The sequence below is a fragment of the Flectobacillus sp. genome (genome assembly GCF_049240685.1).
In the GTDB taxonomy this organism is placed as follows: domain Bacteria; phylum Bacteroidota; class Bacteroidia; order Cytophagales; family Spirosomataceae; genus Flectobacillus.
Genome location: NZ_JBMLSD010000327.1, coordinates 1 through 23,154, shown reverse-complemented (window position 1 = coordinate 23,154; position 23,154 = coordinate 1). Strand labels below are relative to the sequence as shown.

The window sequence follows — 23,154 nt, the reverse complement described above, 5'->3', positions numbered from 1 at the left end:
TGTGGCTATCAACCAACATTTCAAAACTTTTTGCCTTGGGGCTAATACCTGAAAACCTAAATTTTATTTTGCTCTTTAACTTTAAATACAAAAATTGAATATACTTTGAAGCTCAACATTCTTTTTTTATTTATATTTCGAAGACAATTCACATATTGGAATAATTAAACCTACCTCAGTGCTTACTTGCTTTTTACCCACAATAATTGCTTTCCTTAAAATATTGTACCTTTATTATCAATCCACAACCCTAAATGAATACCATTTAATAAGTTCGAATAGGTTGCAAACATCTTAGTACTTAATTTTGATTAGTTGTTACACTAAAACAGATAGGTGTTTGAGAGGCTTTAGGCATAAGGCAAGATTGAAGCTCTTTCCTAAAAAACACATCTATTCTGTTTTTCTATAAGTAAGTAACAAGAAAGATTAAATCAATAGTATCTTAAAAGTAAAAGCCAAGGTTAACCTTTTGATTATAAATACATTACGATAACTAATGTACTATTTACGAATAACGTCTTTCTACTTAATAGCGCAGAATTAAATTTGATTTAAGTTTTTAGGAAACAGGCAATTGGGAAAGCGTGTGGAATTGTTTTTTAGTAACAATAGATATGTTTTGCCAAATACCCATAGCTGAAAGCCCAAAGCTTAAAAATTAAATTTTATTTTGCGTGCGAACTTAAATAAAATTAATTTCTCATAAAAAAGGAGAGAGGGTAAACCACCTCATCACTATTTAAAAACAATTCTCTATTATCTGATATTAACACACAATGAAAAATATCTTTAATGTACTTACTGCCACTATCCTTATTTTCTGTAGTAATTGGTCTAATGGACAAAGTCTCGAAGCAATGCGAGAGAGTTGGGAGAAACTTCCAGCTGGTTCTAATAAAAGTAAGAAAATTTTTGAATCGGTAAAGCGCTCTAAGTTAGACGAGACGAAAAAAATAGAACTTTGGCGGGAGGCGCTAAGCTATATTCCAAACTTAGAAGAAGACACCCTCTCAGCTCATATCTACTACAGTTTAGGAAAATCTTACTTTGGAACCGAAGACTATGTCAAATCCCTTGAGAGCTTTAATCAAGCATTGAATTATTTCAAAATATCAAGAAATAAATATTGGATAGCCACTACCTACATACAACTAGGCAATGTTTTTGAACGTCAGGAGAGATTAGACGAAGCAGAAAGAATGTTTTTGATGACTCAAAAAATTGGAAAAGAAATCAATAATAATAGGTTAATTGCTTTTTCATACAATAGTTTAAGTATTGTTTACGACAAAAGGAAGCAATCGCAAAAAGCCCTAGAGCTAGGGATTATTGGTTTGAAGTACCTCAAATCGGCAAAACTAGACGATGATTACTTAACTTCACTTGTAAATATAGGTATTCACCACAAAAATCTAGGACAGTTTGACGAGGCAATAGAAAAGTATAAAGAGGCCTTGAGCCTAAAAGTAGCGCAGGCAGATAGCTTTAGCTTAGCTGCTATTTACATCAACTTGGCTTGGGCTTATAACGGAAAAAAAGCCTATAAACAAGGTATCAGTGCTGCATGGAAGGGTATCGACTATTCCAAAGGTATTGCCGAAAGAAAGTATTTTCAGGCCGATGCTTACGAGATTTTATCCAAAATGTATGAGGCTCAAAAGCTTTGGGAACAAGCCTATAAAGCTTATCAAAACAAAGTAGCCATCAACGATAGTATTTCCAATTTAGAAATTAAATCCAAAATTGTTGAGTTAGAGGAAAAAAATAAAACCATCGAAAAGGAAACAAGAATTAAGGAATTAGATTTTCAGAATAGAAATAAGCTAAATGTTATATTTTCGGGTTTGGCCCTAATTATAGTCCTGATTTTTGCTTGGGTAATGGTTTTTAGAAAAAATAGTATCATTCGTAAAAACAACGAATTGCTAACGGAACAAAACTCAAAAATACAAGAACAATCAGACCGACTAGTTTTGATGATGAAGGAATTACACCACAGGGTAAAAAATAACCTTTCGATTGTGGCTAGTCTACTAAATCTCCAAACCTATGGATTAACAGATCAGGATGCCATCAAGGCAGTACAGACTGGACAAAAACGGGTAGAGGCGATGTCACTCATTCATCAAAAGCTCTATCAAACCAATCATATTACCTCGCTAAACATTAAGGAATATATTACTGATTTGGTTGAAAATATTATGGAAAGCTATGGTTTTAATTCACAAAATTTTGAATTGAAGCTCGACATAGAGCAGACAGACATAGATGTAGATTTGGCGATACCTATAGGTTTAATTCTAAACGAATTGGTTACTAATGCATTTAAGTATGCCTATAAAGAAATTCCTAATCCGATGCTCGAAATTACATTCAAAGCCAGCGAGGAGGTGTATCTCAAAGTAAGAGACAATGGCGTAGGCATTGACCTCGAAAAATGGAATACTAAAGGCCGTCGTTCATTTGGTAAACAATTGATTATTTCGTTAAGCAAACAGGTATCGGGTAAGTACAAAATAGAGAATAATGGCGGAACCGTTTTCGAATTAGAAATTTTGAAAGAAAATAAAGCAGCTTAAGCCAAACTAAACTTTTTACCTGGTAAGGCCTTTACCAAACCCTGAAACTCCAAATGTAACAGAAGAGAGGCCAAGCGCGCCATAACAATCTGCGATTGCCAACTGATTTCATCAATTTGTAAGGCTCCTTTTTGATGCAATAGTGCGAGTATTTGGCTCTCTTCTGTGCTCAATCCCGAAAAGTCGATGGCTTTTACCATCGATTCATGATTTTTGATTAAATCCCAATTTAGGGATTCTACGATGTCTTCTACTTGTGTATAAATTTGAGCCTTATTTTTTCGGATTAACAAATTACAGCCTTCCGAATGACTTTTTCCTAATTGTCCCGGAACAGCAAACACATCTCGGTGATAATTGTTGGCGAATTCTGCTGTAATCAATGCCCCCCCTTTTATGGCTGCTTCCACTACGATGGTAGCATCTGCCAAGCCTGCAATGATTCTATTTCGCCTCGGAAAATAGGGAGATTCAGGCTCAACCCCAAAAGGATGCTCACTCATAACTCCCCCTTGCTGCTGCATCAACTGGGCGGTTGCTTTGTGCTGTGAAGGATATACTTTATCGATGCCGTTGGCCATTACTCCGATGGTCGGTATTTGATGTTGTAAACTTGCCTTATGTGCACATATATCTACTCCATAAGCCAAACCACTCACGCATACACAATCAAAGGTTTTTAACTCAGACACAATTTGCTCGGTAATTGACCTGCCGTAATCGGTCATTTGACGAGTACCAACAATAGCGATGCTTCGTTTGGGGTTCAATGTTTTGTCATTACCTTTAAAATACAGCACACAAGGGGCATCATATAGCGATTTGAGACGTTTGGGATAGTTGGAGTCTGAATAAAAAAGTATCTGCACTTTTTCTCCTTCAGCCTTTTTTACTACCTTTTCGGCACTTTTCAAGACATCTTGTTTTACGATATTTTGGGCAAGAACTTCTCCGATATTTGGAATTTTGAGAAGTTTGGATTTTGGAGTATTGAACACACTTTGAGCTGAACCACAGTAGCTTACCAACTGTTTAATCAAAATATCTCCAATTTTTGGAATAAGGGACAATCCTACTTGAAATACCTTTTCTGAAGCGTAATTCATAACTATGGTATAGAAAAAGATTAAGAACTCGAACCGAGTTTTCAAGTAGTCATTTGTGTGTGTATAGTGAACTATAAAGAAGTGTCATCGCCTTCGTCGAGCGAATCACGAACCTTTTTGAGGAAATCGCGAAGCCCTTGTAAGGTGTCAATTACATTTTGATTGGCATTTTTTCTGGCTCTTTTTTTCTCCAGAGCATTTTTTGCGCCTTCAAGCGTATGACCTTCTTCTTCTATCAATGTAAAAATTTCTTGAATTTGACTAATATCATAAGGGGTATATTTCCTATCTCCAGCACGATCTCGTTTTGGATTGATAGTAGGAAAGTGATCCTCCCAATAGCGTAACTTCGAAATGTTTACGCCAAACATGTTAGCCACTTCCGATATGGAATAATAACGTTTAGTAAGATTTTGTTGCATAATATTCAAAAATCGAGAGAAACTTAGGATCCTACAATACAACTGCTGTGTTATCTCTCAATTCAAAGTAAAAATTTTATTACAAAACTATTAGGGTGTTGATTTTTAGTTGGTGGCTAAGTGCTTGATAATGAGAAATTAATAATAGTATTAGGTAGTGCTGTATGATAAATCGTTAAAATGATTTTTCAAATTATCGTTCTTGAGCTCGAAAACAACTAATTTTGCAAAAAAATGATTTTAAGCAAAGATAAAATTTTTATCGAAAAATCAGGAATCTAATTTGTACAAAAAAATATTTAGTGTGAAGAATGCTAAAATTAAAGTTTTTTGCACGAGACATAACCATATAATTACCAATGACTTCCAGAGAAATTAGAAAACAGTTCTTGGACTTTTTTGAATCGAAAGGTCACTTAATTGTTCCTTCAGCTCCATTAGTAGCCAAAAATGACCCAACCTTGATGTTCAACAACTCGGGTATGGCTCAATTCAAAGATTTTTTCTTAGGTAACGGAACGCCGCCCTCTAAGCGTATTGCCGATACACAAAAATGTTTGAGAGTTTCAGGAAAACATAATGACCTTGAAGATGTAGGATTTGACACATACCACCATACCATGTTTGAGATGTTGGGTAACTGGTCTTTTGGCGACTATTTCAAAAAAGAAGCCTTGGCTTGGTCTTGGGAGTTATTGACAGAAATATACAAGTTGCCGAAGGATCGTATCTACGTTTCGGTTTTTCAAGGCGACGAAAAAGATGGTGTTCCTTTTGATCAAGAAGCATGGGATATTTGGAAGGCTATCGTTGGTGAAGAACGTATTATTCTAGGAAATAAAAAGGATAATTTCTGGGAAATGGGCGAAACTGGCCCGTGTGGCCCATGTTCCGAAATTCACATCGATTTGCGTGATGCCGATGAGGTTGCATTGAAATCTGGAAAAGAATTGGTAAACGCCGATCACCCTCAAGTGGTAGAAATCTGGAACAACGTATTCATGCAGTTTGAGCGTATGGCTGATGGCTCGTTGGTGCCACTTCCATCGAAGCACGTAGATACAGGGATGGGCTTTGAGCGTTTGTGTATGGCTATCCAAGGCAAACAATCCAACTACGATACGGATGTTTTCCAAGGTACCATCAAACTTATTGCTGACAAGGCTGGTAAGGTATACGGCCAAGACAAATGGACGGATATTTCACTTCGTGTAATTGCCGACCACATTCGTGCTATTGCCTTTGCGATTGCTGATGGTCAATTGCCTTCAAATAACAAAGCTGGCTACGTAATTCGTCGTATTTTGCGTCGTGCGGTGCGTTACGGTTATACTTATTTAGGTTTCCGTGAGCCGTTTTTACACTCAATTGTTCCATTGTTGTCCGAGCAATTCGACGGTGTTTTCCCAGAATTGATTTCTCAACAGGATTTCGTAGCAAAGGTTATCTTGGAAGAAGAAAACTCTTTCTTGCGTACGCTTGAGAATGGTTTGAAATTATTAGACAAAATCACGGTTGATTTAAAAGCTAATAATCAAACTGTTATCAATGGCGAGCAGGTATTTGAGTTGAATGATACTTTCGGTTTTCCTGTTGACTTGACAGCCCTTATTGCTCGTGAAAACGGTTTGTCAATCGATGAAGAAGGATACAAAGCTGCCCTTCAAGCACAAAAAGAACGTTCACGCAAGGATGCTTCTACTTCCGCTGAGGACTGGGTGATTTTGCAAGAAGTAGACAAAATTGAATTTGTGGGTTATGACGAATTCGAAACGGTTTCTTCAGTTGTGAAGTACCAAAAAGTTCAAAACAAACAAGGTACACAATATAAAGTGGTCTTGGACAAAACGCCTTTCTATGCCGAATCAGGTGGTCAGGTTGGAGATAAAGGTACGATTAGTTTTGGCGGGGTTGCTATTGAAGTAGTGGATACCAAAAAAGAAAACGACCTTATCGTTCATTTTATCAGCGACAAGCGTTTTGAATCATTAGTTTCTGACGAACCAGTAAAAGCAAGTATCGATTTAGCACGTAGAAAGTTGACCAACAACAACCACACTTCTACGCACTTGATGCAGGCTGCACTTAAGCAAGTCTTGGGTAGTCATGTAAACCAAAAAGGTTCATTAGTCAATAACGAAATTTTACGTTTTGACTTCTCTCATTTCCAGAAAGTTACCGACGAGGAAATTGCTCAGGTGGAGGAAATTGTAAACCAAAAAATCCGTGAAAATATTCCTTTGGTCGAAGAACGCAACGTTCCTATCGCCGAAGCCACATCACGTGGGGCTATGGCCTTGTTTGGTGAAAAATACGGTGATTTCGTTCGTGTTATTACTTTTGATAAAAACTATTCGGTAGAACTTTGCGGAGGTACACACGTGCCTGCAACAGGTAATATTGGCTTGTTTAAGATTATCACTGAAACTTCGGTGGCGACAGGTGTTCGTCGTATTGAGGCAGTAACATCAGAAAAAGCATTCGAAATTCTTCGTGAACAAGAGGCTATTCTTGACCAATTGAATCAATTGTTGAAAGCGCCAAAAGACTTAGTTAAAGCAGTTGCCTCATTGTTGGAAGAGAAGAATGCTTTGGCGAAAAAAATCGAAGTATTCGAGCAAGAGAAACTGCAAGCAACCAAAGAACGTTTGTTAAATAAAATCGTCTCTTACGGAAGCATCAACGCGATTATTGAAGTTGTAGAAGTTGGCTCGGCGGATGCTTTGAAGCAATTAGCCTATGAATTGAAAGCAAAAGTTGGCGATTTGTATTGTGTATTAGGTGCCGAAATCGCTGGTAAACCACAATTAGCAGTAATGATTGCCGATAATTTGGTAGCAGAAAAAGGCCTAAATGCAGGGCAAATCATTCGTGAATTGGCCAAAGAAGTAAAAGGCGGAGGCGGTGGCCAACCATTCTTTGCAACAGCGGGTGGCTCGGATGTAAGCGGACTAGCAAAAGCGATAGAAAAAGGTAAAACTTTTGTAAACGCATAAGCTTTTTAAAATAGAAGTTCTCTCACCCCTCAGGAACCTTTCTTGAGGGGTGATTTTTTTATTCCACTAGGGAGAAAAGAATCTAATTTTTTTGTTTAAAAAGAGAACTCAGAACACTTGTTTTTCTTCATCATTCATTCTTAATTATGCAGTATAAAAAATATTCACTTTCCCCAGCGGCGATGGTTGCCATTGAGCGAATGAATCAATTAGGCAAATCACACAAACCTTTCTTTTTTGTGATTGATTATTTGATGCAAAAGCCTTTGGTTCTGGCCTTGGAGGAGGTTGAGAAACACCAAATATTCTACAAAATTGGAGAAAAAACGAATTATGCTTTCAAATCTAAAGCTGAGGAGAACACAGAAATAATTTTTGAAAAATATCCTTTAGGTTTCGAGGAATACCAAGGTGCATTTACCCTCGTACAGAACCATTTGAGAAGGGGAGATAGTTTTCTGGTCAATCTCACAAAACCGACCCCGATTCGAGTAAATTTATCTTTGAGAGAGATTTTTGAACGAAGTAAAGCGGCCTATCAACTGTTATTCAAAAATCAGTTTGTTTTATTTTCTCCCGAAACTTTTGTACAAATAAAATCAGGTATCATTTCTTCGCATCCGATGAAAGGGACTATTTCTGCCAATATTCCTGATGCCGAAAATATTATTTTGGAGGATAAAAAGGAGTTGGCCGAGCATGCCACCATTGTGGATTTAATCAGAAATGATATCAGTATGGTAGCCGAAAAAGTATGGGTCGAGCGTTTTAGATATATCGATAGAGTAGCCACCAACGAAGGTGACTTACTACAGGTAAGCTCTGAGATTTGTGGTAAACTACCCGATAATTACACCGAACAGATAGGTTCTTTGCTATTCAAAATGCTTCCTGCTGGTTCGATTACGGGAGCTCCCAAGCCTCAAACAATTGAAGTAATCAAAGAAGCTGAAGGATATGATAGAGGTTATTATACAGGTGTTTTTGGTATTTTTGATGGTGAAAACCTCGATAGCGCTGTGATGATTCGTTTTATTGAAAATACGCCGCAAGGAATGCTTTTTAAAAGCGGAGGAGGAATAACTGTTTTTGCCAATGCCGAATCTGAATATCAAGAATTAATCGATAAAGTCTATTTGTCAAAATAGTTTTTTGTCTAATAATCGTCACAGTACTACATGAGTTATGCCAAGTTGACTGAGTTGTGATTGAGTACATGAGTGATTTTTTCAAAATATCTATTAAAAATAATCACTCATTCGCTCAATTATAGTTTCTAAAAACACCCAATCATCAAATCAATTTTCCCAATTGTTTGAGACTTTCGAGGTTGTGAACAGGGGCAAAATGATTGATAAAAGGCATTGCTGCTTGCATACCCAAAGTATTTGCTTGAAAGTTCGGGTTTCCTGCCAAAGGGTTTAGCCACAAGATTTTATGGGCCTGTTTATGAAGTGTCTCCATGGCACGGCTTAATACTTCAAGATTACCCGTTTCCCAACCGTCTGATAAAATAATGACTACCGTTTGATGATTGACGTATCTTTTCCCAAACTCCTGATTAAACTGACTCAATGACTCACCAATCTTTGTTCCACCTGACCAAATTTTGATTTTTTCCGAAAAATTTGCTTTTACTTCGCCAAAGTGATGGGTATTTAGCTCGTTTGTAATACGTGCTATTTGAGTGCTAAAAATAAAGGTTTCAATTTTTTGGTATACTTTCTGAAAGGCGTACATAAACTGAATAAAGAAAGATGAGTATAAATCCATAGATTTGCTTACATCGCAGAGTAAAACCAGTTTCAACCTATTTTTTTTGGGTTTTTTGAAGGCTAATTCAATCAACTCGCCGCCGCTGCGCATATTTTTTCGAATGGTTCTTGAAAAATATAATTGTTTTCTAGCTCTTGTCGATTGTTCACGGCGTGCCATCGCCCTCGCGAGCGTTCGAGAGAGCGTTTGAATGCTCGTCATCATATCCTCTATTTGGTCTGAAGGGATATTGGCGAAGTCTTTTTGTCCAAAACTCTCAATAGGGCTGTAAGAGGCCATTTGCTCTTCGTTGGTTTGACGATTGCCATTGAGCCAAGATTTTAGCGAATTAAAAGCTTGTTCATCGCTTTTGACAGGGCGATTTGACTTACTTTTTGCCTCTTTGATTTTTGAGTCTAGGGCTTTTTCAAGCTCTTTCCAATAATCTTCAAATAGTCGTTGGAAAAGGTCTAATTGTTGTACTTTTTTAACAAGCGTAATGGCCAAGGCTGTTTGAAACTCTTGTCTATTTTGGTAAGAAATATAGCTGAGGGCTTCTAAGGCTGTGGCTTCGTCTTGCACACTAATCATAAAACCGTGTTGTCTGAGAAATCTACAAAAGGCAACTACATTTTCCGAAAGGGTAGTTTTTCTATCTATCATTTTTTAAGAGTTTTTCGGTTTACGTTAAGCGAATCTGGGGTCATGAACCAAGGCCTGCTTTTCCATATAGTCAATTTGTAAGGCATGGTGCCCAAATTCTTCAATAATTTTACCTTTTAACAAATAAACTCCCGAACCTTGAAAAGGGAATTGTTTAAGGGTTTTGGGAAATTGTACTGTATCAAAATAATCGCCGTCTTCATCAATAAAATAACCAAAAGCCATTTTTTCCTGTGTGGTGGTTCGGGTGTATTTTACATTAACCAGATATCCTAAAATAACTATGATTTTATGAATATTTTTAGAAAAGTCTTTTACCCGGGTTTCGCTTTTTATAGGATTTTTTAGAATTGAAAAAGGGGGAGCCAAAGGAAAACCCAATATTTCAATGGTATCGTAAATATCTTCGATAGGTTGGTAATCGAGCTGTGGAAGAGATAAGTTTTCCTCCTTGATTTCAAAGAGAAATGAGTTGAAAATCTCCTTTTTTCGACTTTGGGTATTTCGATGGTGAGCTTCCCAAAGCAATTTTTTTTTGTTAGGATTAATATACCTAAATGCTCCTAATCGTATTAACAGCACTTGTTGCTCGAGCGAAATGGGTACTCTTTGGCAAAAATCTTCAAAACTCGAAAATGGTTTGAGCCTCTGTTGAATTAAAAGCTGTTCGATAACCTTTTTTTCTAAATTTTTGATGTGTATCCATCCAATCCAAATGGTGCTATCTTCCAACGACGTCATTAGGCTGGAGTGATTGAGTGCCGGAGCCTCTATAGTTGCGCCATATCTTTTGGCTTCATGTAAATAGAATTCTGTTTTGTAAAATCCTCCAAAGTTATTGATAACAGCCACCATAAATTCCAAGGGATAATAGGTTTTGAGGTATAAACTTTGGTAACTTTCTACCGCATAGCTCGCCGAATGAGCCTTGCTGAAAGAATAGCCCGAAAAGCTCTCGATTTGTCGCCAAACTTCCCTCGTTATTGCCTCGTCATAACCGTAGTTTTTACAATTTTGGAAAAATGTTTCTTCAATTTTCAGAAATTCGGATTTTGAACGAAACTTTCCTGACATGCCTCTTCTGAGAATATCGGCCTCGGCAAGGCTCAAGCCTGCAAAATAATGTGCTACTTTTATTACATCCTCCTGATACACCATGATTCCATAGGTTTCTTTCAGGAGTTCCTTCATTTTGGGATGTATATATTCAAAATTGGTAGGATTATGATGACGCTCGATATACGCCCGCATCATACCCGAACTCGCTACGCCTGGACGTATAATTGAGCTTGCTGCCACAAGTGTAAGGTAGTCCTGACAGCGCAATTTCCAAATCAACTGTCGCATGGCGGGAGATTCTATATAAAAACATCCCATCGTTTCGTGAGAGCTCAATTGCCTGATGATATTGGCATCGTTCTTAAAGGCCTGAATAGCGTGTATATCAATTGTGATACCTTTTTGTTTTTTGACAATTTCGACACATTCTTTGATATGCCCCAGACCTCGTTGCGAGAGAATATCAAATTTGGCAAAACCAATTTCTTCAGCTACATACATGTCGAATTCACAAATCGGAAATCCTTTCGGAACGGGGTTGAGGCTTGTATAATAGTAAAGTGGTTTGTTTGAAATCAAAACACCTCCCGCGTGAATACTCAGATAATTGGGGAAATCTTGAATTAAATTGCCATACTTGATAATCAAATGACCCCATTCGCCGAGTGACTCGGCCGTAATGTTGGCATAATCGCTACCTTCAGGATTGATTAGTGCGTCGATTTCGTGTTTGGGTAAGCCAAATACCTTGGCTAGCTCTCTGTAGGCAGAGCGTTGTTTGAAAGTGACATAAGTAGCCAGCAGACAGACATAGTCGGCACCATATTTTTCAAAAATATAGGAAATAATTTCGTTGCGCTCATCCCAAGAAAAGTCAAGGTCAAAGTCGGGAGGACTTGTGCGGTGTGGATTGATGAATCTTTCAAAATATAAATCTAATTCGATAGGGTCCACGTCCGTAATTCCAATACAATAAGCCACAATCGAATTTGCTCCAGACCCTCTTCCAACATGAAAGTATCCTTTACTTTTGGCGAATTTGATTAAATCGTATGCGATAAGAAAGTAAGAGCTAAAGTCGAGTTGAGAAATTACAATGAGCTCTTTACTAATTCGCTCAAGTGCCAAAGCATTTTCTCCGTAGCGATAGGTATATCCTTCGAGAGCTAATTGCTCCAGTAGCTTTAAGTCTTCTAGTTTTGAATTAGTAAAAAGTAATTTATTTTTATTTTCTAAAAAATTAAACTCAAAACTGCAACGTGATAAAATTTTGTTTGAGTTTGAAAGGATTATTGGATAATCTCTAAAAATGACTTGTAGTTGTTCAGGTTCATAAAACGATTCATTCGTATCGGCTTGACTATCAGGGTGTAGCTTGCTCAATAGGGTGTTTTTATCTATCGCTCTAAGGAGTCGATGAGTATTATAACCTATTTTATTCAAAAAAGTGATAGGCTGTAAAACAACCATCTGTTCGACAGTTTCCTGATATTGCCAAAGTTTAGTTACGTCATTGATGCCAACCCCAATCCAGTTATCAGACGAGGCAAGATGTTTTTTAGAAAATGGATAAATCACCTCTACCTTTTTGAATTTGGGAGATTTTTCGGGAAAAGGCTGTTCCAAAAGCTTGTATTTACTCAGATATCGATTTATCTCAGCAAAACCGTCATGGTTTTGAGCCAAGCAGACATACAAAAGCTCATCTTCATTTCTGAATTCTACGCCAACCACGGGTTTTATATCATACTTCTCACATTCTTTTACAAAATCAAAAACGCCAGAAGTGAGATTAATATCGGTAATGGCCAACTGTTTAATACCCAGCGATACGGCTTTTTCTACCAGTTGCGGGATAGCAATGGTGCCATAACGTAGGCTGTAATAAGTATGGCAGTTGAGATACATAAATCAGTTGACAAAATTAGTTTTCGAGCTTCAATAACTTTTCTTTAAAAATACGTATAAATTGCAAATCAGGCTTTCAAAGGCTAGTCTCTATTTTTCACTCTTTTCAAAAATATTTATGAAAAACAAAATTCAATTGCTTGTAACTCTGTCTTTTGTATTGCTGTCGAGCTTTGGGGCAATTGCCCAGACCCAAAGGATTCCTTACCGCACAGGAGATAATTACTTTATTAAAAATACCTTTAGCGAAGATAAACTTGCCAATCCTATCATTACAGATGCATCGAAGTTTTCGGAAATATTTGGCATGGCAACCGTCATGGGTCCCAAAGGAACACCAACCCCCATCAATTTTAAGAAAGAATTCATTATTGCTATTTTTCAACAAGCTTCTGATATTGATTTGAGTTACAAAGCCCTGAGTTTGACGAAAACAGGCCCCAAAAAATTACTATTAACCTACGAAGAAAAATGGGGCAAAAAACTCACTTTTAGCATGCGTCCATTTTTGTTGCTGATAGTTGATAAGAAATATTTGGGAGAATTGACGTTGAAGGTAGTAAAGAAGTAAGTTTTGAGGAAAACTCATTTTGATAACTAACAAAAATCATTATTTGTAGGACTAAGGAAGGGTAATTTTGAACCAAGGGTTTAAGATTACCCTTTTTGATTTTATGATTTAAACACACGAGTTATGACACGTTCGAATACATTAAATTGGGGTAGCGCAATTGTTCTGTCCTTTGTAGTTTTTGCTGGATTTATCGGTACTATGGTCTATAAGATGATATCACAAAGAGTCGATTTAGTGGCCGATAATTATTATCAACAAGAAGAAGTATATCAAAAGCAAATTGAAAGAATCAATCATACTTCACAACTAAAGCAAAAATCGTCAATGACTTATTCGGTTCCAGATCAAATCATTCGAATTGCCTTGCCTACTTCGGTGAAAAAAGGTGAGGTAACTTTTTTCAGACCTTCTGACAAAAATCTAGACTTTACTGTTCCTGTACTTACACAGAGCAACTCTCTTGTGACTATACCAACCACCAATCTTAAAAAGGGGCTTTGGAAAATTCAAGCTACTTGGACAGATGGTCGAGAAGAGTATTATTTGGAAGAAGAAGTCGTGATAAAGTAAGTTGCCGTGCAGAATTAGATTTTATTTGGGTATTTTCGGCAGCAAGCCTAAGGCAAGGCATGTTGAATTGTTTTTTTGTAACAGTAGACATATTTTGTCTAATGCCCAAAGCTGAAGTTCCAAAGCTTAAAAATTAAATTTTATTTTGCGTGTTAACCTAAATGAAAAATGGGTACTTATAGACGCTGTGTAGAGTAACCCAAAGGATAATTCAAAATTCAGCATTCATAAGTATGTTGTCATCAACCTTATTTTCGGTCGCATTAATTACAGGCTTTGTCGGGAGTTTTCATTGTGTAGGTATGTGCGGACCTATTGCTGTGGCACTACCCATCGGCGGGATGAGTTCAAGTAGAGCCTTGATAGCTCGGATAACCTACCATGTAGGAAGACTAATGGCCTATGGTAGTCTTGGGTATGTGTTTGGTTATTTTGGTTGGGGGATGCGCTGGGCAGGTATGCAGCAGTGGCTATCTATCACGATTGGATTGGTAATGCTGACGTTGGTATATTTTCAGCACAATATTGGCGTATCGAGTATGCAGGGATTGTGGAGAAGATTGAAGCAATTATTTTCAAAAGTGATACATCAAAAATCTCTTTTGGGTTTTGCTACATTAGGTGTATTAAATGGGTATTTACCCTGTGGAATATTGTACATTGCCCTTGCAGGAGCTGCGGCAACCTCTACGCCCGTACAGGGGAGTATCTATATGTTGATGTATGGGCTGGGAACAGTTCCCGCGCTACTGTTGGCAAGTTATTTACCACATTTGTTGAAAGGTACTTTTCGCTTAAAATTTCAGAAAATTGTTCCTGTATATACCTTTTTGCTTGCTGTTTTTTTTGTATTGAGAGGATTAAATCTGGGAATTCCGTACTTGAGCCCCTATTTTGATAAAAATCCTGCTTCGAAAGAAATCCCTATTTGCCATGGGCAAAGTATGGTTAAATAACAAAGAGATTTAGTGTAATGCCAATCTTTTAGATTAATCAGACACTAAATCTCAATTTTTTTGGGAAAAATGAAGAAATAGGTTCTTTTCTCCAAAATCCCCAATCTACAATCGCTCGATTAAATTTCAGTTGCAAACGCTTCTTGAATTCTTTTGATTCCCTCTTCGAGGGTTGCTCTGGTACACCCAAAGTTGACTCTGAAAAAGCCTTGTCCTTTAAACACAGGACCATCCACTACTCTTAGGCCAAATTTAAGGAGATGTTCAGCAAGATTTTCAATTCCAGTTTCTCTTGCGTCAATCCAAGCCAAATAAGTAGCCTCCAATTTATTCATTTTGAGCCCAGGAATAGCATTTACCGCATCATACAAGAGGTCATGATTGATTTTTAGGTACTTTACCAAAGCTTGTCGCCAAGGCTCACATTCCTTGTAGGCGGCGTAGGCAGCTCGTATACCAAAACGGTTTAATTCAGGAAAAACGCCCGCTTTGGCTGCATTAAACTTATCTCTCAAGGCTTTGTTTGGAATAATAGCCACAGAACAACCCAAACCAGCAATATTAAATGTTTTGCTAGGCGCCATTAACGTGATGGTCATTTGCTCTGCTTCAGGACTCAAACTTGCTGTTGGAGTATGACGAAGGTGCTCTTCCAAAATCAAATCGCAATGAATTTCGTCCGAACAAATCACGATTTGATGTTTTTGACAAATCTCAACCAACTTCTGTAGTTCCTCGGGTCTGAAAACTGTCCCCCCAGGGTTGTATGGATTACAAAGCATAAAAACTTTGGTACGTGGGGTTATGGCTTTTTCGATAGCCTCAAAATCCATGATCCAACGTTCATCCTCTAACAACAGCGGTACAGAAACAAGTTTTCGATCGGCCCAAGTGGGGGCAAGATGAAAGGGGCCATAAACAGGTACGGTAGTCATTACCTCATCACCCGATTGGCCAATGGCTTTGTAGCTTGTGGTAATACCTGGTACCAAACCTGGAATCCAAACCTGCCACTCTTCCTTGATTTGCCAGTTGTACAGGTCTTTCATTCTTTGCGTAAATAAGTCTTTTAATTCCTGCGGAACAAAAGAATACCCCATTACGCCATGCTCAGCTACTTCTAACATGGCTTTGATAATGGGCTCTGGGCAACGAAAGTCCATATCGGCCACAGGCATCGGAATTACACTTTCTGGATCTTTATTAAAGTCCCATTTAGTGGAGTCAGTATTTCGTCTGATGATGTTTTCGTCAAAATTGAACATAAAAGCTAGGTATGGTTATGGTCTGAATCGGATAAATAGTTTTTGAGCATGAGCCAATGACTGTGGCGAATACCCAAATCCAATAATGCTATCAGAAAAATTCGTTTTTATAACTCAACAAAGATAAAAAACTGACCAAGACTATCTGGATTTTATTCGAAAAAGACTAAAATTAGGTGGATGGGAGTGTGTTTTTGGGTGGAGAAAATAAAAATGAAAGTAAGGTGGCAAAACCCATAATACAAGTAATAATCAAAAAGGCTATCTGATAAGAATGCGTTTTGTCATAAATAAAACCTGTGAAAATTGGTCCACAAAATGCACCAGCCGACTCAAACATATTGATGGTACCATTGATTTTTCCAGCTGATTTTAAGCCAAAAGTTTTGATAGTAAGTACATTATACATAGAATAAATGCCTCCCCAACTAAGCGCCATTCCTGCGGTTGCCCAAAAAATGAAATCTTTGTTTAGTGTAGTAAAACCCAAAACAGATACAGTCATCAGCAAACAACAGAGTGTGAATACTCGCTGTGTATTGAAAAAATCTGATAATGAGGTAATGAGTAATTTGCCCCCAAAGGCTACTCCAAAATAGAGTGTTAGGGCAAAAGTGGCATCTTTGGCCGAAAAACCTAAATCTGTGATGTGAAGAAATAGGTTGGCTACAACCCCAAGCAAACCATAAAATGTGAGAAAGCCACAAATACTTATCAACCAGAAGGTAGGAGTTTGTAAAGCTTTTTCAAAGCTAATGCCCTCGTTTAACGGTTCTTGTAAAGGAATGTCACTTTTTTGAGGTTCTGACTCACTTCCAAAAGCCTTGAGTCCTAGTTCGGAAGGGGTACTTTTTACAAAAAGAAAAATAAAAGCAAATAGTACCATAGGAAAAATAGCTAAATGCCTAAATGTACTTCGCCACCCCCATAAATCTAACCAATGCTGTATTAGATTAGGAAAAAGAAAACTTCCTAAACTCGTTCCCGCAAGTGTGATTCCTAAAGCTAGTCCCTTGTGCTTTTGAAACCAACCTGAAACTAGTATAATGGCAGATACAGAACCAGAAAGCGAGTAAGCAATACCAAATAAAAAGTGAATAAAATAAGCTTGTGACTTTGAATGGATTAAACTGTAAGAGTACAAGGCTATACTCAGGATTAGGCTTCCTGTTAGTAATAATCTTCTTACTCTAAACTTATCAATCAATGTACCCGATAAGAAAATCAAAGCAAATGCGGTGGCATTCGGAATAGAATCTCTCAATTTTAATTCGGAGCGAGACCATTGAAACTCATTAAGCAACACCCTATCAAATACTGAAATAGTAGTAGAAGTAAGCCCATTGACCACCACCAAAATCACTAATCCAGAAAAGCATATTAGAAAAGGGTAATATCTCTGAATCCACCAATGCTGTAAAAGATGTTTCATAGGCACAATTGAGCATGTTGAAGTTTATTGTATATACATTTAATACAAAAAAAGATATCCTCAAGTTCCAGAATCTTTTTTAAGTTTTGTCTTGAAGGCGCAAGGCAACAGGCACTAGACAAAGAGTGTTAAATAACGATGTATAATTAATTAAGTAAGTAAAGAGACGTTATCAGTTAACAGTATATCAGTTATTGATAATATAATCATAAGGTTATCTTCAACTTTTACCTTTGAGACTGATTACTGGACAAATTTGAAGATACTAGTTCAAGACTTAGTCTTGGACTCATTTTTTTAACAGTTTTAAACTGTTTTTAAAATCATCAGTGAAAAAGACCCAACACCTAAGAAACGCTTTCTCGTTTTGTCCAGTAATCAGCCTTTGAGATTAACCTTTTGATTATTTATGAACTATACTAACTAATATACTGCATATTGGTAACGTTTTGTTACTTAGTGGGAAAGATTAAATTAATAGTATAACAGAGGTGAAAATTGACTGTAACATTTTGATTGTGAATATCTTCAGATAACCAATATGCTCTTAACTAATAACGTTTTCCTACTTACACAAAATAAAATTTAGGTACTAGGATTTAGGACATATCCCAAAAGTCTTTATTAATTCATAAAAAACGCCTTTTTTTTTGCTTACGGCTTAATGCCTAAAGCCATTGCCTGAAAAATTAAATTTTATTTTGAGCATTAACTAATGTTTTTGCCGAAAGCCTAAAGCCCAAAGCTGATTGCCTAAAATACACAACCTACCTCTAATTTTATTCTCTTATTTAATACTCCGCTTTAAATTCTTGAGAATCGAATATATTTTCTTAGTTTTGCATAAAACTACCCTGCTTATTTCGAACCTTCAGCATCCAGACTTTTACATAAAACCAAAACATCGCTCTGGAAAAGGTTCATATTTGTTTGGTATCTGTTAGCTACATGATAAAAAAACTTCTCTCGACCTTAGTTTTAAACTCTTATCCAACTAAGCCGTTTAAAGTAGTGGATCACAGACTCCAATTTGTTATAGTATATGTTTAAATCAAAAATTGCCTTAACTACAGCTCTTTTCTTTTCATTGATAGGTTCTGCATCGGCGCAGTACCTCGAATCGTCTTTTACTAAAGCTCCCGATAATTGGTTTAATTTGGATTTTCAACAAGATGGTGTATTAGGAATAAGCACTGAAAAGGCATATCGCGAATACCTCAACAAGAAGAAATCTAAAACAGTAGTGGTTGCTATTATTGATTCTGGGGTAGATATTAATCATGAAGATTTAAAAGACAATATTTGGATAAACCCCAACGAAATTCCTAATAATGGCCTTGATGATGACCATAATGGTTTTGTAGATGATATTTTCGGTTGGGATTTTTTGGGAAATGCCAATGGCAATGATTTGGAGAGAGAAAATATGGAGCTAACGCGCGAGTACGCCCGACTAAAAGCTAAGTTTGGCAGTTTTCGAGAAAAAGAAATCGTTAGCCTATCTTCCAAACAACGTTCAGAATATGATATTTACAAAAAAGTAAAATATAAATATGACCAAAAGTTGAAAGAACTCAATGAACAAGGTTCTTTCGTAATAAAACTTTACAGCAAGTTTGTAGAGGCCAAAAAGACTATCATGGACTACACGAGTTCCCAAAGCGTAGGCAATGCCGAGCTAGCCATGATTGGAATAGGAGCACCAGAGGAAGTAAAGGCAGCCAAGCGTATGTACGAAGTATTGGCAAAAGTTGGTCAAGATGAGGCATCATTGAAAGAAGGTTTTGATTACTACGATGCTCAAATAAAATATGGTATTAATCTTAATTATAACGCCCGTCAGGAGATTATCGGGGATGATGTCGATAACCTCAATGATCACAATTATGGCAATAATGAAGTAAAAGGCCCAGACGCTCGCCATGGAACTCACGTGGCAGGTATTATAGCTGCCAACCGTAAAAATTCTTTAGGGATTTTGGGTGTAGCCAGTGATGTAAAGCTGATGATTTTACGTGCTATTCCAGAAGGAGACGAGCGAGATAAAGACGTTGCTAATGCGATTCGGTATGCAGTAGACAATGGGGCAAAAATTATCAATATGAGTTTTGGAAAACCTTTTTCACCTCAAAAAGCGGCCGTGGATGATGCGGTAAAATATGCTGAGTCCAAGGATGTTTTACTGATTCATGCAGCTGGAAATGAAAATGAAAATATTGACATAAACGATAATTTTCCATCCAAGAAATACCTAGATGGTAAGTTTGCCGAAAACTGGATAGAAGTAGGTGCCACAAGCTGGCTTCAACCGCCAAGCGCAATTGCGGAGTTTTCTAATTATGGTGGCAAAACCGTGGATGTATTTGCACCAGGGGTTGATTTAAAATCTACTGTGGTTGGTTCAAGATACGAAGATTTGAGTGGTACAAGTATGGCTGCTCCTGTGGTAACTGGTTTAGCAGCGGTGATAAAAAGCTATTATCCTGAGCTTTCGGCCAAACAAATCAAAAAGGTAATTTTACATTCTGCCACCAAAATGCCTCACACCAAAGTTACCCAGCCAGGCACAGGTGATTTGGTGGAGTTTAGTAAACTTTCTATAACAGGAGGGGTTGTGAATGCCTACAGTGCGATTCGAATGCTGGAAGAGGGGTATCAACCTTAAGAGATATGACTTTTTGTATGATTTTTGATGCTTACTGAGGAAATCATTGGATTTTTTTCGATTTATCTCGTAAATTTCATTGCAAAAATAAAGATAGTTAGGAACAGGTAAATCAGTGCAGAAAGGAAAAAATCATGTCGATTGTAAGTAATAATATCAAATATCTCCGCCGACTCAATGGGCTCACCCAAGAGCAATTTGCTCGAAGGATTGGTATAAAGCGTTCGTTGCTAGGCGCTTATGAAGAAGCGCGTGCTAATCCTAATCTTGAAAATCTCAAGATGATTGCACAGGTTTTTGGTACTTCTGTAGATGCTTTGATTAAAACGGATATTCGGAAAATTAGAGATACACCAGGTATTGCAGGTATGTCTTCGAATGGGACTAATCCGTATAAGTCGACAGGTTCTCAAGAAACTGAGCCCAGCTCGGTAGGCTCCATTATTGCCAATGCTTTCCCAACAAGCACGTCTTCTGTAAATCCTATTCAAAGCTTTTATCAAGGCGCACCTACAGTAACTCCCGCTGAGCCCTCGGTGCCAGTTTCCGTAGTCCCAATTCAGAGGGTTGTTGAGAAATATTATCGTACAGATAATCAAGTTAATCTTGTATCCCAAAGGGTAGTCCCCAAAAAATACCATTCTGGCGAGGTAGATAAACAATTTTTGATTCCTAATTTACCATCTACCCCAAATCCATCGGTAACTTCTCATGCTGCGGTAGAACCATCTCCTCAACCAATTCTTGCTGGTGCTATTAAGTTTGTAACCAAGCAGGCCGTCAACGATTATACAGGCAAATGTCAACGAACAGACTATATTGCGTCTTTGCCAAGTATGCTAATACCCAATATTCAGTCTGCCAATTGCCGTGCATTTGAATCTGGAGATGATTTTGTTTTGGAAAATTCAATCATTGTAGGAAGTCAAATTAAAGATTGGTCAGACATCAAGGATGGTCAACACTATGTAATTGTGGCACCTCAACATGGTATTTTATACCGTAGAGTATATAGCCAAGCAAAAATAAAAGGTACTTTATTACTCAGTTCGGACAAAACAACTATTTCAAGTCGTGAAATTAGTCTCAAAGACATTCTCGAAATTTGGGAATGTGTAGCATATCTCAGTTATCAAATGCCTGAACCGCAACCTTCTCTTGATAGAATCAAAGATTTAGTAGAGGATTTAAAAACAGAATTAGGAAGGATTTGAGGCTACAAAATACAATACTAAATAAGATAAACATGAGTTATCCGTAATTTAGCGATTTAGCAAATGGGGGATTATGTTAAAATTTAGATTCTCCCAGTAGAGACGCAATGCTTGCGTCTCAATGCTTGCGTCTAAAACCAAGTAAATCTAGCATGATAGCTTCAAAAAAGGGGTCGGGAAATATATTCCGACCCCTTTTTTATGAAAATTATGAAGGATAATCCCAATCTTAAAATTTGTGATGACTCATGTTTTTTTACTGAGGAGGATATGAGTTGGAGTGCAAAATTAGATTTAAGCTTGTGTCTTACGCACTAGGCAAAAAGTTTTAACATGTTTTTTGATAAGCACAGCTCTGCTTTTGTCCTAGGGCTAATGCCTAAGTTAGTACTCAAAATAAAATTTAATTTTTGAGCTTTGGGCTTTCAGCTATGAGCATTCGGCAAAAACGTATTTATGGTTACTAAATATGCATTTCACGACCACGTACATGCATTTTTCCCAAAGCCCACCGCCGAAAGCCGATACCTGAAAGCTTAAAGCACAATCTTAAACTTTATTTTGCGTAATAACTTAATTAGTAATCTTCATATTAGTTTTGAGACCCTCGGCCAAACGGCTTTGCAACTCAGCGAGTTATCCTTTGGGTCTAAACTCCTTTATTACATTTTGATTACAAATCAGGTATGGTCCTTCAATAAGGTCAATACAATAGGGTACCGCAGGAAACACCGCATCCAAACACTGACGAATAGCTTTAGGTTTGCCAGGAAGGTTGATAATGAGAGACTTACCTCTTATGCCAGCAGTTTGTCTTGATAAAATAGCAGTTGGAACATATTTCAAACTTTCCATTCGCATCAGCTCACCAAAGCCCGGTAGTATTTTTTCGCATACGCTTTCTGTAGCCTCGGGTGTTACATCTCGTTTGGCGGGGCCTGTGCCCCCTGTAGTTACAATTAGGCAACAATTTTCGACATCTGCCATATAAATTAAAGATTCCGCAATGAGCTCTTGTTCATCGGGAATCACTTTATAGACTGTTTCAAATTCAGAAACTAAGTACTCTTTCAAGGTTTCTACGACTGCCTTGCCCGGAATATCCTCGTAGATACCAGCACTAGCACGATCCGAAACGTTTATTACACCAATTTTGATTTGAGACATGTTATTATTTAATGTTTTAGAAAATAAAATATGGATATTGAAGGTAGCTTGAGTATTTTTGAAAATCAGTATTTGTTACTTTCAACAACCAGTTATATGCTATACTTACAATCAAAGTTACCAGATGGTTTGGAAAAAATCATGACCTTCGTCTTTTTCGGAATGATTCTTTTAGGATTATATTTTGCTATGAAAAAGTTTAATAAAGACCATTGATTTACAAATGTCTTATAGTCAATGCTTTATGGATTGCATAATTTGGATAACCTGATTATCAGACTAAATTAAGTTCTCTAGTTCAAGACTTAATCTTGGACTGATTTTTTAACAGTTTAAAACTGTTTTTTTAAAAAACAGTGAAAAAGGCTATATACCTGAATCTCACTTTCTTGTTTTGTCCAGTAATTAGGAGATACCTATTTATTAGGATTTTTTCATAAGCTCCGTAGGAGCGACAGTTTGGTAGTCGGGAATTTATTTGCTGACCTATTAAAAGAGCGCCGTAGGTGCGACAGGCAGATAACTATCTTGAATTCTGTCGCACCTACGGCGCTCAAAAAAGGTTATTCTCAAAAATTATTGCTACCAAACTGTCGCTCCTACGGAGCTTTTACAAAGGAAAATAAGATAGATTTTGTTACAAAATTTATTGAAAAAGCCTTTTTTATATAATTACTCACTCGTTCAATAATTAGGTTTTAGGCAACAGGCACAAGGCAACAGGCACAAGGCAACAGGCACAAGGCAAAGAGTGCTAAATAGTTGTTTCAGTAATAAAAGATATTTTTCTGCCGAATGCCCAAAGCTGAAAGCCGGTAGC

Annotated in this window: 16 protein-coding genes; 9 read left to right on the top strand and 7 right to left on the bottom strand. The window is 37.2% G+C overall.

Annotated elements, in window-relative coordinates; all coding sequences use genetic code 11:
* Nucleotides 1-779: 779 nt before the first annotated feature.
* Nucleotides 780-2,582, top strand: coding sequence for a histidine kinase dimerization/phosphoacceptor domain -containing protein (locus ACOVQ4_RS14890; protein ID WP_421821420.1), 1,803 nt, complete (start codon nucleotides 780-782; stop codon nucleotides 2,580-2,582).
* On the opposite strand, the gene dprA is transcribed toward ACOVQ4_RS14890, so the two are convergent.
* Both dprA and ACOVQ4_RS14880 read right to left on the bottom strand, forming a co-directional pair.
* On the bottom strand, nucleotides 2,579-3,688 hold the full coding sequence (dprA, locus tag ACOVQ4_RS14885) for a DNA-processing protein DprA (RefSeq protein ID WP_421821419.1): 1,110 nt from the start codon (nucleotides 3,686-3,688) through the stop codon (nucleotides 2,579-2,581). The two genes, ACOVQ4_RS14890 and dprA, sit on opposite strands and share 4 nt — an antisense overlap.
* 71 nt (nucleotides 3,689-3,759) lie before the next feature.
* On the bottom strand, nucleotides 3,760-4,110 hold the full coding sequence (locus ACOVQ4_RS14880; protein WP_421821418.1) for a MerR family transcriptional regulator: 351 nt from the start codon (nucleotides 4,108-4,110) through the stop codon (nucleotides 3,760-3,762).
* Nucleotides 4,111-4,469: 359 nt separating this feature from the next.
* Between ACOVQ4_RS14880 and alaS the strand changes: the two genes are divergently transcribed.
* Nucleotides 4,470-7,106: an alanine--tRNA ligase gene (alaS, locus tag ACOVQ4_RS14875; RefSeq protein WP_421821417.1), complete on the top strand. Its 2,637-nt coding sequence runs from the start codon at nucleotides 4,470-4,472 to the stop codon at nucleotides 7,104-7,106.
* Between the two features lie 146 nt (nucleotides 7,107-7,252).
* Complete coding sequence (locus ACOVQ4_RS14870; RefSeq protein ID WP_421821416.1) at nucleotides 7,253-8,254, top strand: aminodeoxychorismate synthase component I; 1,002 nt, start codon at nucleotides 7,253-7,255, stop codon at nucleotides 8,252-8,254.
* 145 nt (nucleotides 8,255-8,399) lie between these two features.
* Here ACOVQ4_RS14870 and ACOVQ4_RS14865 read toward each other — a convergent pair whose 3' ends face one another.
* Nucleotides 8,400-9,524 carry a vWA domain-containing protein gene (locus ACOVQ4_RS14865; RefSeq protein ID WP_421821415.1) on the bottom strand — a complete coding sequence of 375 codons (1,125 nt, stop codon included), beginning with the start codon at nucleotides 9,522-9,524 and terminating at the stop codon, nucleotides 8,400-8,402.
* A 24-nt stretch (nucleotides 9,525-9,548) separates the two neighbouring features.
* Nucleotides 9,549-12,491, bottom strand: coding sequence for a DNA polymerase III subunit alpha (locus ACOVQ4_RS14860; RefSeq protein ID WP_421821414.1), 2,943 nt, complete (start codon nucleotides 12,489-12,491; stop codon nucleotides 9,549-9,551).
* A 118-nt stretch (nucleotides 12,492-12,609) separates the two neighbouring features.
* Between ACOVQ4_RS14860 and ACOVQ4_RS14855 the strand changes: the two genes are divergently transcribed.
* The 3 genes from ACOVQ4_RS14855 (at nucleotide 12,610) to ACOVQ4_RS14845 (ending at nucleotide 14,591) form a co-directional block, all read left to right on the top strand.
* On the top strand, nucleotides 12,610-13,062 hold the full coding sequence (locus tag ACOVQ4_RS14855; RefSeq protein WP_421821413.1) for a hypothetical protein: 453 nt from the start codon (nucleotides 12,610-12,612) through the stop codon (nucleotides 13,060-13,062).
* A gap of 123 nt (nucleotides 13,063-13,185) precedes the next feature.
* Entirely contained in the window at nucleotides 13,186-13,635 is a 450-nt protein-coding gene (locus tag ACOVQ4_RS14850; RefSeq protein ID WP_421821412.1) for a FixH family protein, read from the top strand.
* A 233-nt stretch (nucleotides 13,636-13,868) separates the two neighbouring features.
* Entirely contained in the window at nucleotides 13,869-14,591 is a 723-nt protein-coding gene (locus ACOVQ4_RS14845) for a sulfite exporter TauE/SafE family protein (RefSeq protein ID WP_421821411.1), read from the top strand.
* A gap of 119 nt (nucleotides 14,592-14,710) precedes the next feature.
* Here the strand turns inward: ACOVQ4_RS14845 and ACOVQ4_RS14840 are convergent, their stop codons facing one another.
* A complete protein-coding gene (locus ACOVQ4_RS14840) occupies nucleotides 14,711-15,856 on the bottom strand; it encodes a MalY/PatB family protein (protein ID WP_421821410.1) in 1,146 nt (381 codons plus the stop codon).
* 172 nt (nucleotides 15,857-16,028) lie between these two features.
* Complete coding sequence (locus tag ACOVQ4_RS14835; protein ID WP_421821409.1) at nucleotides 16,029-17,288, bottom strand: MFS transporter; 1,260 nt, start codon at nucleotides 17,286-17,288, stop codon at nucleotides 16,029-16,031.
* A gap of 1,042 nt (nucleotides 17,289-18,330) precedes the next feature.
* Here ACOVQ4_RS14835 and ACOVQ4_RS14830 point away from each other — a divergent pair.
* A complete protein-coding gene (locus ACOVQ4_RS14830; protein WP_421821408.1) occupies nucleotides 18,331-19,953 on the top strand; it encodes a S8 family peptidase in 1,623 nt (540 codons plus the stop codon).
* A gap of 134 nt (nucleotides 19,954-20,087) precedes the next feature.
* Nucleotides 20,088-21,167, top strand: a complete 1,080-nt coding sequence (locus ACOVQ4_RS14825) for a helix-turn-helix transcriptional regulator (protein ID WP_421821407.1) — start codon at nucleotides 20,088-20,090, stop codon at nucleotides 21,165-21,167.
* Nucleotides 21,168-21,803: 636 nt separating this feature from the next.
* On the opposite strand, the gene mog is transcribed toward ACOVQ4_RS14825, so the two are convergent.
* Complete coding sequence (gene mog, locus ACOVQ4_RS14820; protein ID WP_421821406.1) at nucleotides 21,804-22,334, bottom strand: molybdopterin adenylyltransferase; 531 nt, start codon at nucleotides 22,332-22,334, stop codon at nucleotides 21,804-21,806.
* A gap of 30 nt (nucleotides 22,335-22,364) precedes the next feature.
* Here mog and ACOVQ4_RS14815 point away from each other — a divergent pair, with 30 nt between their 5' ends.
* On the top strand, nucleotides 22,365-22,550 hold the full coding sequence (locus ACOVQ4_RS14815; RefSeq protein WP_421821405.1) for a hypothetical protein: 186 nt from the start codon (nucleotides 22,365-22,367) through the stop codon (nucleotides 22,548-22,550).
* Nucleotides 22,551-23,154: the final 604 nt, after the last annotated feature.

What these genes read in the sequence shown, in the direction of transcription:
- ACOVQ4_RS14890 (WP_421821420.1), top strand. Translation starts at nt 780, where the DNA reads ATGAAAAATATCTTTAATGTACTTACTGCCACTATCCTTATTTTCTGT.
- ACOVQ4_RS14865 (WP_421821415.1), bottom strand. Translation starts at nt 9,524, where the DNA reads ATGATAGATAGAAAAACTACCCTTTCGGAAAATGTAGTTGCCTTTTGT.
- ACOVQ4_RS14815 (WP_421821405.1), top strand. Translation starts at nt 22,365, where the DNA reads ATGGATATTGAAGGTAGCTTGAGTATTTTTGAAAATCAGTATTTGTTA.
- alaS (WP_421821417.1), top strand. Translation starts at nt 4,470, where the DNA reads ATGACTTCCAGAGAAATTAGAAAACAGTTCTTGGACTTTTTTGAATCG.
- ACOVQ4_RS14870 (WP_421821416.1), top strand. Translation starts at nt 7,253, where the DNA reads ATGCAGTATAAAAAATATTCACTTTCCCCAGCGGCGATGGTTGCCATT.
- ACOVQ4_RS14855 (WP_421821413.1), top strand. Translation starts at nt 12,610, where the DNA reads ATGAAAAACAAAATTCAATTGCTTGTAACTCTGTCTTTTGTATTGCTG.
- ACOVQ4_RS14850 (WP_421821412.1), top strand. Translation starts at nt 13,186, where the DNA reads ATGACACGTTCGAATACATTAAATTGGGGTAGCGCAATTGTTCTGTCC.
- ACOVQ4_RS14845 (WP_421821411.1), top strand. Translation starts at nt 13,869, where the DNA reads ATGTTGTCATCAACCTTATTTTCGGTCGCATTAATTACAGGCTTTGTC.
- ACOVQ4_RS14835 (WP_421821409.1), bottom strand. Translation starts at nt 17,288, where the DNA reads ATGAAACATCTTTTACAGCATTGGTGGATTCAGAGATATTACCCTTTT.
- dprA (WP_421821419.1), bottom strand. Translation starts at nt 3,688, where the DNA reads ATGAATTACGCTTCAGAAAAGGTATTTCAAGTAGGATTGTCCCTTATT.
- mog (WP_421821406.1), bottom strand. Translation starts at nt 22,334, where the DNA reads ATGTCTCAAATCAAAATTGGTGTAATAAACGTTTCGGATCGTGCTAGT.
- ACOVQ4_RS14840 (WP_421821410.1), bottom strand. Translation starts at nt 15,856, where the DNA reads ATGTTCAATTTTGACGAAAACATCATCAGACGAAATACTGACTCCACT.
- ACOVQ4_RS14880 (WP_421821418.1), bottom strand. Translation starts at nt 4,110, where the DNA reads ATGCAACAAAATCTTACTAAACGTTATTATTCCATATCGGAAGTGGCT.
- ACOVQ4_RS14860 (WP_421821414.1), bottom strand. Translation starts at nt 12,491, where the DNA reads ATGTATCTCAACTGCCATACTTATTACAGCCTACGTTATGGCACCATT.
- ACOVQ4_RS14830 (WP_421821408.1), top strand. Translation starts at nt 18,331, where the DNA reads ATGTTTAAATCAAAAATTGCCTTAACTACAGCTCTTTTCTTTTCATTG.
- ACOVQ4_RS14825 (WP_421821407.1), top strand. Translation starts at nt 20,088, where the DNA reads ATGTCGATTGTAAGTAATAATATCAAATATCTCCGCCGACTCAATGGG.